This window comes from Bombella favorum (assembly GCF_014048475.1).
Lineage (GTDB): Bacteria > Pseudomonadota > Alphaproteobacteria > Acetobacterales > Acetobacteraceae > Bombella > Bombella favorum.
Map to the genome: position 1 here is coordinate 89,731 of NZ_NWUS01000001.1, position 12,482 is coordinate 102,212.

A 12,482-nucleotide genomic window follows, 5' to 3' on the forward strand; every position below is an offset into this window, starting at 1 on the left:
CCTCTGGATAATTGAGAGTAATTATCATTTATATTTAAATCGTATCCTAAAGTTCTTAACGGTGCGGATTTTAATAAAGTCAGTCACGTTTTGTTTTATTGATGTTGTTGGGGTGTTTTCATAGGATACCTCATTATGAAAATCGGTTTATTTATTCCCTGCTACATGGATGCTTTCTATCCCCAAACAGGTATTGCAACGTTGGAGTTGCTAGAAAAGTTGGGGCATGAGGTCGAATATCCTATGGATCAGACCTGCTGCGGCCAGCCCATGGCGAATTCTGGTTGCAATCGTGATGCCAAGGAGACGGAAGCTCTCTTCATCCGCAACTTCTCGAAATATGAGGTGATCGTTTCCCCATCGGGAAGCTGTGTCCATCATATCCGGGATAATTTCGATGCTATCGAGCAGACGGATGAGGTTCGGCACGTACGGCAGAACACGTATGAGCTTGTCGAGTTCATCCATGATGTCTTGAAGGTGCGTGAATTCCCGTGGGCGGAGTTCCCGCATAGGGTCGGGCTGCATAACAGTTGCGCCACATTACGTTCCCTGCGGACAGCCAGCATGTCCGAATTGGGTGAGCCGTTCTTCTCTAAACCTAAGACCCTTCTTTCCGCCGTGAAGGGCATTTCTTTTGCGACACCGAAACGCCCAGATGAATGTTGTGGCTTTGGTGGTACTTATTCCGTGACGGAAGAAGCCGTCTCAGCCCGTATGGGGCTGGATAAAGTGACGGACCATCATGATGCTGGGGCGGAATATATAGTATCGGCCGATACATCTTGCATGATGCATCAGCAAGGTTGTGCTGAGCGCAATGGCGTGCCTATTCGCTTCATCCATATCGCAGAGATTCTGAATGGAGCACGGGCATGAGTAACAAACCAGTCCCCCATGCCAAGCTGGCGGCAGAGTTTCTGAAAGATGAGCCTCACCGTCATTTCCATGATGAACGTCTGTGGGACATGCGCCAGAAGCGTGATGAGCAGATGCATATCATGCCAGAGTGGCAGGAGCTGCGGGAGCAAGCCTCCCGGTTGAAGGAGCATACGCTGGCCCATTTGCCCCAGTATTTGGAGCAATTCGAGGAAAATGCCCGCCGTAATGGTATTCATGTCCATTGGGCGCGGGATGGTGCGGAGCACAACCGCATCGTGGAACAAATCCTCAAGGATCATGGCCACTCATCCATCATCAAAAGCAAGTCGATGATTACCGATGAGTGCGAGATGCGGGAGTATCTGGAGCCAAAAGGCATCAGTGTTACCGAGACAGACCTTGGCGAACGCATCCAGCAGCTGGATAATGAGTTGCCTAGCCATGTGGTCGTGCCAGCGGTCCAGAAGTTGACCACGGATGTAGCGAAGACCTTCGCCAAATATTACCATACAGACCCGGATATTGATGACCCGCACGCTCTGGCAGAGGCGCAGCGTAATGCGGCCCGTCCTGTTTTGCTGAGCGGTGATACGGGCATGACGGGCGGTAATTTCCTCGTGGCGGAAACGGGCAGTTTTGTCGTCTGCACGAATGAGGGCAATGCGGACCTGAGTGCCAATCTGCCGAATTTGCACATTGCTACTCTTGGGATTGAGCGTCTGGTTCCTCGTATGGCGGACCTCGGTGTGTTCATCCGGCTGTTGTCCCGTAGTGCGCTTGGCTCGCCGATTACCCAGTATACGACCCATTTCCGTAAGCCCAAGAAGGGCGGGGAGATGCATGTCATTCTCGTGGATAATGGCCGGTCCGAACGTCTGGGGATGGATGATTTTTGGACTTCGCTAAAATGCATCCGTTGCGGCGCCTGCATGAATACTTGCCCGGTCTATCGCCGTTCTGGTGGGCAATCCTACGGGTCTGTTTATTCCGGGCCGATCGGGGCGATTATCGACCCGACCTTTAATGCCAAGAAGTTCAGCACGCTGCCTTTTGCCTCCACAATGAATGGAAGCTGTACCAATGTTTGCCCGGTGAAGATCGACATTCACGAGCAGCTTTATAAATGGCGGCGTGTTCTGGCAGAACGGCATGAAATTCCGTTCGTTAAACGGGAAATTATGAAGATGGCTGGCCGACTGTTGGCCCAGCCGGCTATGTATCGTCTAGCTATTAGCGGGACGGAAGTAGCCCTGAAGACCATGCCTCGCTTTGCGCTGTATAATTACCTAAATCCATGGGGCAAACATCGTGAGCTACCCCATCCGGTGAAGGAGACATTCCATAGCTGGTATAAGAAGAACCGTCTGAATAAGCCCAAGGCACAGCGTGAGGAGACACAGGCATGAGCGATGAGACGATGAGTGCCCGTGATGTCATCATGCAACGCCTGAAGGCAAAGAAGTCCCCGCAGGAAGGGGCGCATCCTTTGCCGCCAGTCGTGACATTGGGGGATCAGGATGCTAGCCCGGAACGGTTCGAGGCCAGTTTGGCCCTGATGGGCGGTAAGATGCTGCCTTTGCAGGATGGAGAAGGGATTGAGCAGGCGATCAAGCGGGCTTTCCCGGAGCTGCGCAACCTCTGCACTGCCGTGCCAGAGGTAGAAGGGACGCTGCGGATTGAGGACCTAGAAACGCACGAACAGGCCGACAAGGTTGATGTTATGGTCGTGCGGGCTGCGTTTGGCGTGGCGGAAACTGGCGGCGTTTTTCTGAGTGAGGTGGAATTAAAAGATCATCTGGCTGATGTGCATTTGGCGCAGCATCTGATCGTTCTGCTCTCGAAGAATGAGCTAGTGGGCAATATGCACAATGCCTATCAAGAGCGTTCGGAATTTCGGACGGCGGGCTATGGCGTGTTGATGAGTGGCCCATCTGCCACGGCTGATATTCAGGGTGTCCTTATCCGTGGGGCGCAGGGTGTGAGAAGTCTCTCCGTCATCTGGGCTTGATAGCTTCGGAGAGCAGAACATAAAAAAGGGCCGTGCGATATAATGTCGCACGGCCCTTTTTTGGGGTGGATTAGAAGGCTTCGTTGCGGGAAGCCGTCACGCGGTCCTGAAGATACCGCAGCAATTCTGGCAGGCCGTCCCGGCTGACACCTGAAAGCAGATGAACCTCTGCACCAGAAGCAGCCTCAAGAGCGGCCTTCCGCTCCTCGATTTCTTCCGGCAGCAGAGCATCGCATTTATTCAGAACGAGGACTTCCGGCTTGGCTGCCAGTCCTTCATCATAGGCCTTTAGCTCCTTGCGGATCAGCTTCCAGTTTTGAACGCAGTTTTCATCCGTCCCATCAACAAGATGGATCAGAACGGCACAGCGTTCTACATGGCCGAGAAAGCGGTCGCCTAGACCAGTGCCTTCGCTGGCCCCTTCGATGAGGCCGGGGATGTCGGCAATGACGAATTCTTCCACGGCATTGAGACGCACGACACCAAGCTGCGGGTGCAGGGTCGTAAAAGGATAGTCAGCAATTTTGGGCCGAGCACGGGAGGCTACGGAGAGTAGGGTGGATTTGCCTGCATTAGGCAACCCGACAAGCCCGACGTCGGCGATCAGCTTCAAGCGGAGCCAGATCCAGCGTTCTTCACCGGGAAAACCCTTGTCAGCACGACGGGGAGCACGGTTGGTACTGCTCTTATAATGGGCGTTGCCCAAGCCACCATCGCCGCCCTGACAGAGCAGGACGGTCTTGTTTTCCTCATCGAGGTCCGCCAGCAGGGTCTCACGGTCTTCATCGAAGATCTGCGTGCCGATGGGAACATCAATGATGACGTCCTCAGCACCCGCCCCGGTTCTGTTGGAGCCAGCCCCGTTGCCACCCTTGCGGGCACGGAAATGCTGTGTGTAGCGGAAGTCGATCAGCGTGTTGAGGCTCGGCACGGCACGGAAATAGATGTGCCCACCCCGGCCACCATCACCGCCATCCGGGCCTCCAAACTCGATATATTTTTCCCGGCGGAAGGCGACAACGCCATCTCCTCCATCACCGGAGCGGACATAGATTTTAGCTTGATCAAGAAACTTCATGGGGAGGCCGCCACAGTAAAGGGAGGTAAGAAGAAAAAAGGCCGGCACCAGTGACGGAGCCGACCCTTGTTCATGCTCTGTGCCTATTAAGGCAGGCAGAGTGCGTTATTCGGCAGCTTCTGCCAGTGCAACGGAAACATGCACCTTGCCACCAGCACGACGCTGGAAGCGTACACGACCATCGACCAGAGAGAAGAGGGTATGGTCACGGCCCATACCAACGTTCTCACCCGGGTGCACCTTTGTGCCACGCTGACGCATGATGATGTTACCGGCGATGACGCTCTGGCCACCAAACTTCTTCACACCAAGACGGCGGCCGGCGCTATCGCGTCCGTTACGGCTGGAACCACCTGCTTTTTTTTGTGCCATGACTGTGTCTCCTTAGGAACGGGCGAAATTACGCAGCGTTGATTGCGGTAATGCGCAGAACGGTGACCGGCTGACGGTGGCCATTCTTGCGGCGGCTGTTCTGACGGCGGCGCTTCTTGAAGATGATGACGGTCGGCAGACGGTCCTGTGCGACAACTTCAGCAGTTACGCTTGCACCTTCAACCAGCGGTGCGCCGATTTTCGTGCTGCCTTCGCCACCGACCATAAGAACGTCGGAGAAGGTGACTGTGCTGCCAGCTTCGACATCCAGCTTCTCAACTTTCAGGATGGCGTCCTTGGCAACGCGATACTGTTTCCCGCCCGTGCGGATGACTGCAAACATGCAAAACTCTCTTTATGTTACCGAAGCCTATGGCCCTTCCTGTGCCTTTTTAAACAAAGGAGGTGCCCCGCTCGCTTTTTGTCATTGGTTCAAATAGCCCCCTGTCTGAATCAGAAAGCTATGGGAACAGAGGGGTTCTTTACTGCCTTGTTTGAGGATCGTCAATAAAAAAGCAGGCATTATGATCTGGAAGCGGGATGAGAGGATGTGCAGCCTCTTGCCAATTTAGTAAAATTTCGTCATAAGGTGCCGCATTCGCTGGCGATGAGGTATCATTGTATTTTTCTCATCCCAAGCCCCGGAGAGGTGCCAGAGTGGTCGATTGGGGCGGTCTCGAAAACCGTTGAGCGTGCAAGCGTTCCGAGGGTTCGAATCCCTCTCTCTCCGCCATGATGACCGTTCCCGTCCCATGCAGTCTTCCATTACCAGGCATGTTGGCCCGAAAGCTGGTCTACTGCCTGATGGCTGGTTATGTTCGCCTTCCATGCACTATGGGCTCCTCCTTCATGCCGGTTCACGGGGGTGAAGCCGTCGCCGTACACCGGGGCCTTTGGGAGAGAACAACATGCAGATGTCCGAACTGATGGTCGGCACCGTCATCATTGTCATCGTGGCGTTTCTGGCCGCCGGGCTGGGGTATCTGCTGGCCATGAGGCGGGCCGGGTGGCAGATGTCCGATCTTGCCATGCAGGTCCGGCAGATGGAGGTGGCTTTCCAGAAGGCCAGTGACCAGAATGTCAGGGATGGGGAGGAGCTTGCCCAGCTCAGGAGCAGGCTTCATGACGTGGAGCTTTCGGACAATACGGCCCGCACGCAGCTGCGCAATGCCCATGAGACGGTCCAGCGGCTGGATGCGGCCTTGACGGAACGGGGCGGACAGTATGAGGCCCTCCTGCAGAAATATGGCATGCTGGAAAAAGAGCATGTGGAAATCAGGACGACGCTGGAGCGGAAAGAGGAACATTTCCGGGAGCAGATGCAGCAGCTTGGCGAAGCCAGGCAGTCACTGGGGAAAGAGTTCGAAAATCTGGCCAACAGGATATTCGAGGAAAAAGGTAAAACCTTTGCCGATGCCAGTCAGGTCAGTCTGTCGTCCATGCTGAAGCCGTTCCGGGAGCAGATCGAAGGGTTTCAGAAGCGGGTCAACGAGGTGCATGATGCGTCTCTCCAGGGGAACAGCACCCTCAATGCGGAGATCAGGAAGGTTCTGGAGATCGGCCTGAAGATGAGTCAGGAGGCCACCAACCTGACATCAGCCCTGAAGGGGGATTCCCAGCAGCGTGGTGCCTGGGGGGAGGCGCAGCTTCGCCGGACCCTAGAAATGAGCGGTCTTGTGGAAGAAGCCCATTATGAGGTCCAGAGTTCCTTCCGGGATGCGGAGGGGCGGCAGAAACAGACGGACTATCTGATCCGGCTGCCCGAAGGCAAACACATCATCATCGACAGCAAGGTGTCACTGAATGCCTATGACCGGGCCGTGGCGGCGGAGAGCCAGACGGAGCACGAGGCCGCTCTCAGGGAGCATGTGAAATCCGTCCGCCGGCACATGGATGATCTGGCCTCCAAGGATTACACGAACCTGATCGGGATGCGCAGTCCCGGTTTTGTCCTCATGTTCATGCCGATCGAGCCGGCCTACATCAGTGCCCTGAAAGCAGATCGGGACCTGTTTGACTATGGGTACAGGAAGGGCATCGTGCTTGTGTCCCACACGACACTCATTCCCATCCTGCGGACGGTCGCCAATCTGTGGATGATCGAACGGAGCCACCGGGAAGCCCGTGAGATCAGCGAGAAGGCAGGGGACATCTACAATTCGGTATGCCTTGTGGCCGAAAGATTGAATAAGCTGGGTGGAAGTCTGAACACGGCGAGTAACCATTACAACAGTGCCGTCAGGGCATTGGCCGGGCAGCAGGGGCTGTATGGCCGGGTGGACCGTTTCAGGCAGCTTTCAGCCAAGGTCAGCAAAAACCTGCCCCGGCTGGAGGCGGTTCATATGGATTTTGAAACGGAACGTCTGGGCCTGATCGTGGAGCCAGTGGAAGATGATACCGGACAGCCGGTACCAGAAACCGGTCCCTGAACACGCCGCCCTTACTGGAAGAGGGACAGGATGTTCTGTGACTGGCCATTGGCGATGGAAAGGGACTTGATGCCGAGGGACTGTTTGGTCTGGAGAGATGTCAGTTTGGCAGACTCGGCAGACGTGTCAGCATCCGTCAGCGCACCGGATGCTGCCGTGAGGGAATCGGACGATTTCTGCCCATAGGCACTCATGGAGTTGATGAGCTGCATGTTGGCGCCAAGGTCGGATGTGACGTTGGTCATCGCCTGGATGGCGTTCTGCGTGATCTGGATCATTCTGGGAAGACGCTGGGCCGTATCCGTCGCATTGAATCCATCGCTGACACGGGCACCATCCGGGGTTGCAGTCAGGAAGTTGTTCACGGTGGGGTCTTCGCCAGGCATTGCGCTGCCAGGTGTCATGCCGAACAGTTCTGTCATGATGTGGCCGATCCCGTAACCGGTCGTGAGGCCGATCATGTAACCGTAGCTGTTCAGTGTCTGCGTGTCTCCCTGGAGGCTGGTGACAAAGGTCAGGCTGTTGGAGGTAATGCCCATTCCGTCCCCCGTGCCGCTCAGCGTGCCGCCGGAAAGAAGATTGACGCCTTTCACCGTGGCGTTTCGGGCGATGGTGTCGATGCTCTTCATGTAACCTGTCAGCTCTTTGTTGAGCTGGCTGAGAGATGATTCATTGCCGATGTTGTTGCCAACGGTTGTCACGGCATTCTGGACATTCTGAAGAACCTTGATGATGCTGTTGGCCGCAGAGTTGGTGGCGCTGAGAACCTGGGAGGCATAGCTTAGCCCGTCATTGACAGCACTTTGTCCTGCAATGTCCCCGCCAATTTGGGAGGCAATGCCGAAAGCGGCTGGATTGTCGGAGGCATTGGCCACTTTCTTGCCAGTGGAAACAGCGTTTTCCGTGTGGGCCAGATCCGTCTGTGTCGTGTTCAGTGTTTCCAGGGCAGCCAAGGAAGACTGGTTGGTGTTGATGGAAAGACTCAGGGCCCTTTCTCCCAGTTCATTAAGCGGAACCAACGGACATCTGCTGGCGGATGCAAGGAAACACGAAAATTTTACAAGCTTCTTAAATTTTGAATGAAAAATGGTTCTTTACTTGTTTTATGAAAGTCACATTAGAGCGTCATTAATATTCATCATGTCGAGAGATGATTTTTTATAATAGAGAAATATGAGTAATGTTTTAATTATATGAGATGGATTTCATGGCGACATGTCGTGAAAATGGCATATGTGCATTTCAACTTCATGAGCCAAGGACTGTCAGGATGACATTGGTTTCTTCCGGTCCGGTATTGTGAAACCAGTGCTCCATGTCCACGAGAACAATGGCCATCCAGCTGGTGGCAGGTGAAAATGGCGCGGGCAGGCGGTGGATTCAGAGGACAGTTCTGTAAGTATCTGTTTCTGTCATTCTGTCTTTCATGGGGTTGTTCTGTTTTTTCATCGTGTCCATCGCACGAGTGTCTGCTTCTGTTCCCCCAGCCCTTCAATGCCAAGCCGCATTTCATCACCCTCCTGCAACCATAGGGGCGGGTTGTGGCCCATTCCGACACCGGGCGGCGTGCCAGTAGCGATGATGTCGCCGGGTAGGAGTGTCATGTAACGGCTGAGGTAGGCGATGATTTCACGCACGGAAAAAATCATGGTGGATGTCGAACCATCCTGACGTCGGACACCGTTTACATCCAGCCAGAGATGCAGGTTTTGTGGATCAGCTACCTCATCTGCCGTTACGAGGAAAGGACCGACAGGGCCAAAATTGTCGCATCCTTTTCCTTTGTCCCACTGTGATGATTGCATTTGGAAGCTACGTTCCGAAACATCATTGATAACGCAGTAACCGGCAACGTGTTTTAGGGCATCGGCCTCTTTGACATGATGTGTCGTGCTGCCAATGACAACGCCCAGTTCAACCTCCCAATCTATCTTGGAGGCATGGGGAGGAATAGGAATGGCATCGTACGCACCGCAGAGCGCTGAAGGTGCCTTCAGGAACACGATAGGCTCCTGCGGGATGGGCAGCCCTGCCTCTTTTGCGTGATCGGTATAGTTTAGCCCGATACAGACACATTTAGAAACCTGACTGACAGGAATCCCGAAGCGGGGAGAACCACTGACGGCCGGTAGAGAAGAAACGTCAATATCGGCCAGCCTGCTTAGGGAGTGTGGAGCTAGACGCTCCGGTGTCAGGTCATTCCAGAGGCTGGACAGGTCACGCAATGTACCGGAACTGTCTACCAAACCCGGCTTTTCAGAGCCGGGGCGGCCATAACGGCAGAGTTTTGTCATGACGGGGCTTTTCCTGAGGGTTGTGGGTTGGTCATCCGCTCCAGTTTTTCAACAATGTTTCCGCATCGTTGCGTGAAGGCTTCCCGGCTGTAATGCTGTTCGATGTACCGTTTTGCGGCTTTGCCATAGTCGTTCAGCAGGGCCGGGTTCTGAAAAATCTCCGCCAGCGTGTTGCAGAAGGTTTCAGGAATCCTGTCAGGTTGCAGCAGGAATCCTGTTTGGTCAGGCTGGACGCTGTTGCGCATTTCCCCGACCGGTGTCGCCACGACAGGCAGGCTCATGTTCATGGCTTCATGGGCAGCCAGACACATGCCTTCATAACGTGAGGGCTGTGCGTAAAGCTGGAGGGTGCGGAGAAAAGCCGGAACATCCGTCTGGAAGCCTTTCAGTGAGACGTGGTTTTCCAGCCCGTGCTGCCGGATGAGAGCTTCAAGCTCCGGCCGCTGGGGGCCATCGCCTGCAAAGGACAGATGCACGAGGTCTGCCCACTGGGGATGACGGGCGCGGAACAGGGCCAGACCTTCGATGAGCAGGGGATAGTTTTTCACCTCATGCAGTCGCCCCGTACTGCCGATGTGCAGAGGCGTCCCGTCATTCCAGTCCGGGGCCGGGTGGTTTTCGGGGGCGGCCACATAAAGAGGCCAGGACGTGATTTTCTCCGGCGGAATGTTCATTTTTTCCCGAAGGAAACGGGCTACATAAGCGGAATCTGCAACCCATAGCCGGGTAATGCGACGGCCTACCGTGGTGGTGAAACGGATGCTGGCACTGTTTTTCCAGCTGACAACGGGAATATTGAGGAGTGCTCCGGCCAGCTGGCCCAGCAGCGTGGCCCGGCTCAGGGAAGTCCAGATGATGTCGGGCCGGTTCCGGCGGAGCAGGCGCAGGAGACGGATCAGTGTGAGGAAGAAACTGCGGCGCCGGCTGTCCAGAAGATGGTAGGGGATTCCGGCCTGTTCCAGATGGGGGGCTGCCCCCATGTCCCGAGGCTCGCAGGCGGTGACATCCACCTGATGGCCGAACTGTTCGAGGGTTTTTACGATATCCGGGATGGCAAATTCAGCCCCACCTGTTTCCAGGCTTGTGACAATATAATGGATCTTCATGGAGACGGCAGAACCTCGGACAAGGGCAGGGAGGCAGAAGTCTGGCTGCCCACAGGCGGGAGATCAAGCCCTTTGCGGGTGGCCTGCGTATGAATCCTCATCATGGGGCAGGGGGATGGGGCTTTCACCACGGAAGGGTTTGCTTGCATCCAGAAAGTTTTCATTTGTTCGCAAGGTATGTTCGATCACCACAAGATGGGTCAGGGCACGGGTAATTTCTAGCCGGATGATGGCTTCATGGTCTTGTGTGTCCAGCTCACGCAGGCGGCGGATGGCAGCGCGAGTTATACGGGCAGCTCTGCCGTGGCGTCGTGAGGCATGTTCGATGTGATGAAGTACCAGCATGATGGGGCGGCGGGCACTTTCGGGTAGATATTCACGGTTGAGAAGACCACGGAGGCGGATGATGTTCAGCCCCAATGTCAGGGTGGCTAACGTACCTTGAATCCCGGCTTCTACACGTGGTGTCATGGTAGTGACGTGGCTTAGAAGACGGGAGAAGCGGTCCGTACTATGGCCGATCCATGCGCTGATCTGTGGGGTACTGTGTAGGCTGGCAAGGTTACGCAGCTCTCGCAGTGTCGCACGGCGCAAGCGGAATTCTTCGGCTTTGCGGTTGAAAGGCAGAATACTGCGGAAAATTAGAACAGCCGTTACACCGGCGAGCATGATGGCAAGGTTAGTGTTGTAGAATTTGGCTTCATCAATAACATGATGATTCTGGATACCCAACATAAGCGGCATCAGCAAGTTGAAGGCCGAGGCAGCCGGGGCCGTAGCTGGATTAGCACGCGCAAGCCCCCCCACCATCATCACGGAGGACAGAATGAGAATGAGCGGCTCATAGGTCGTGACCATGGGAATAAAGATGAAACAGAGGACCCAGGCCACACACCACCCTACGGCGAGCCCTTTGAGAAATTTTATTGTTCCTAGTACGGGGTTTTCCTTTGTGGCGAATAGCCCACAAATCAGCGCAGTAATACTGATGAGTGTATTACCGTTGGACCATGCCGTGATTTCGTAAATGAAAGATGTGACAAGAATTGTCAGGGCTGCCCGAAAGCCGTTATTGAAGGCAAGTCGCCCATCCCGATATGTATGACGTTGGAACTGGAAGTGATCGCCCCGCACGCTATGGGTACTGGCGTGATATTCTGTAATGGCTTCTTCTAGATCACCGATCAGATCCCCAAGGGATGAGAAGAGAATACGTTCATCCAGTGCGGAATGAGTAATAATAGTGGTTTTATCCTCCAGCATTGTGGTTTGACCGGGCGTGGAGATGACTTTTTGCCGATGGGGTGTTGCGTAGCGGCGGCAGATGTCCCGGAGGTGCTGGAGTTCGGCAAGGAGTTCTGAGATTTCTTCTTCTTTGGGGAGGCGGGTTGAAAAGCCCTGAAGGAACTGCCGGAACGCTTTGGCAACCGTATCAAAGTCTTGGTGATTGGAGGAAAGCAGCTCCAACCGTGTCGCCATACCAAAACTGCGGGATAGTAAGGCGGAGACCGCTGCCAGAGCAGCCCGGGCATGGTCGCCTTCATGCCCATGAGCCCCCATTTCCAGCTCGGCAAATTCAATCTGATCGTTGATGGAGAGAATGGTTCCGAATAATTTACGGGCTTCTGTGAGGGCACTGGTATCGCGCTGAAGAATATGGCCTAGCGTGTCGGCTACCAGAGTTAGAGCAGATTCCAGTTTCTGTCGTATTTTTAAATGGGCCAGACGATCCTGATTGAAGGCGAAGAGGAGGCCGATAAAGGCTTCGCACAGCACGCCGAGGATGATGTAGCTGGCACGGGAGACGGCAAACATAAAAATGCTGCCTGTGTACGGGACCACGTCCATGCAGATGATAGCGCATGTATAGCCAGACAGAACGAGCGCATAAGAGCGGAAATTGCTGACAAAGGTCGCTAATCCGCTACATAGGCCGATCCATAAGGCAATGAGTGGAAAGAACAACCATGGGGCCTGCGGGTAGATACCGACAAATATCAGGGCCGCTACACCACCGGTCAATGTTCCGATGATGCGCCAGCGGGCTTTGGAAAGACTTTCCCCTCGGGAAAGCTGCGCTACAGACCAAACCGTCATAGGGGCCCAGATGGGGCTATCCAGTTCCAACCACAGGGCGATCCCTAGAGACAGACACGCTGCAATAGTGGTGCGCAGGGCAAATAGGAATCCATCCAAAGAAGGGGTGAATATCCAGTAGAAAAAGGACGGGGTCCTGAAGTTCAGAAAACGGGTAATCATTGCGCATCCAGTGGCTTCCGGGAGGGGAGATTACTGCCCTTTGCTCACAGATGC

At 54.7% G+C, this 12,482-nt stretch carries 11 protein-coding genes and 1 tRNA gene; 5 read left to right on the forward strand and 7 right to left on the reverse strand.

The window, feature by feature from the left end; all coding sequences use genetic code 11:
- The first annotated feature begins 135 nt into the window (after positions 1 to 135).
- Genes CPA57_RS00460 through CPA57_RS00470 form a run of 3 tightly spaced genes read left to right on the forward strand, consistent with a single transcriptional unit; the run spans position 136 to position 2,890 of the window.
- The gene (locus CPA57_RS00460) at positions 136 to 879 is read left to right on the forward strand and encodes a (Fe-S)-binding protein (RefSeq protein ID WP_182080564.1); all 744 of its coding nucleotides are present in this window, start codon (positions 136 to 138) and stop codon (positions 877 to 879) included.
- The gene (locus CPA57_RS00465; RefSeq protein WP_182080565.1) at positions 876 to 2,288 is read left to right on the forward strand and encodes a lactate utilization protein B; all 1,413 of its coding nucleotides are present in this window, start codon (positions 876 to 878) and stop codon (positions 2,286 to 2,288) included. The genes CPA57_RS00460 and CPA57_RS00465 overlap by 4 nt, the downstream gene beginning before the upstream one ends.
- 11 nt (positions 2,289 to 2,299) lie before the next feature.
- Positions 2,300 to 2,890: a LutC/YkgG family protein gene (locus CPA57_RS00470; protein WP_077395910.1), complete on the forward strand. Its 591-nt coding sequence runs from the start codon at positions 2,300 to 2,302 to the stop codon at positions 2,888 to 2,890.
- A 70-nt stretch (positions 2,891 to 2,960) separates the two neighbouring features.
- Here CPA57_RS00470 and obgE read toward each other — a convergent pair whose 3' ends face one another.
- The 3 genes from obgE to rplU form a co-directional block, all read right to left on the reverse strand.
- A complete protein-coding gene (gene obgE, locus CPA57_RS00475; RefSeq protein WP_182080567.1) occupies positions 2,961 to 3,968 on the reverse strand; it encodes a GTPase ObgE in 1,008 nt (335 codons plus the stop codon).
- A 105-nt stretch (positions 3,969 to 4,073) separates the two neighbouring features.
- Entirely contained in the window at positions 4,074 to 4,340 is a 267-nt protein-coding gene (rpmA, locus tag CPA57_RS00480; RefSeq protein ID WP_182080569.1) for a 50S ribosomal protein L27, read from the reverse strand.
- Between the two features lie 28 nt (positions 4,341 to 4,368).
- Positions 4,369 to 4,683, reverse strand: coding sequence for a 50S ribosomal protein L21 (gene rplU, locus CPA57_RS00485; protein WP_182080571.1), 315 nt, complete (start codon positions 4,681 to 4,683; stop codon positions 4,369 to 4,371).
- Positions 4,684 to 4,983: 300 nt separating this feature from the next.
- On the opposite strand from rplU, the gene CPA57_RS00490 reads away from it, so the two are divergent.
- Both CPA57_RS00490 and rmuC read left to right on the forward strand, forming a co-directional pair.
- A tRNA-Ser gene (locus tag CPA57_RS00490) sits at positions 4,984 to 5,073 on the forward strand.
- Positions 5,074 to 5,248: 175 nt separating this feature from the next.
- Entirely contained in the window at positions 5,249 to 6,769 is a 1,521-nt protein-coding gene (gene rmuC / locus CPA57_RS00495) for a DNA recombination protein RmuC (protein WP_229709134.1), read from the forward strand.
- A gap of 11 nt (positions 6,770 to 6,780) precedes the next feature.
- Here the strand turns inward: rmuC and CPA57_RS00500 are convergent, their stop codons facing one another.
- From CPA57_RS00500 to CPA57_RS00515, 4 genes are all read right to left on the reverse strand, one after another.
- Positions 6,781 to 7,788, reverse strand: coding sequence for a flagellin (locus CPA57_RS00500; protein WP_268235184.1), 1,008 nt, complete (start codon positions 7,786 to 7,788; stop codon positions 6,781 to 6,783).
- A gap of 426 nt (positions 7,789 to 8,214) precedes the next feature.
- On the reverse strand, positions 8,215 to 9,063 hold the full coding sequence (locus CPA57_RS00505) for a fumarylacetoacetate hydrolase family protein (protein WP_182080573.1): 849 nt from the start codon (positions 9,061 to 9,063) through the stop codon (positions 8,215 to 8,217).
- Positions 9,060 to 10,169: a glycosyltransferase family 4 protein gene (locus CPA57_RS00510; RefSeq protein WP_182080575.1), complete on the reverse strand. Its 1,110-nt coding sequence runs from the start codon at positions 10,167 to 10,169 to the stop codon at positions 9,060 to 9,062. The genes CPA57_RS00505 and CPA57_RS00510 overlap by 4 nt, the downstream gene beginning before the upstream one ends.
- A 63-nt stretch (positions 10,170 to 10,232) precedes the next feature.
- Positions 10,233 to 12,428 carry an FUSC family protein gene (locus CPA57_RS00515; protein ID WP_182080577.1) on the reverse strand — a complete coding sequence of 732 codons (2,196 nt, stop codon included), beginning with the start codon at positions 12,426 to 12,428 and terminating at the stop codon, positions 10,233 to 10,235.
- Positions 12,429 to 12,482: the final 54 nt, after the last annotated feature.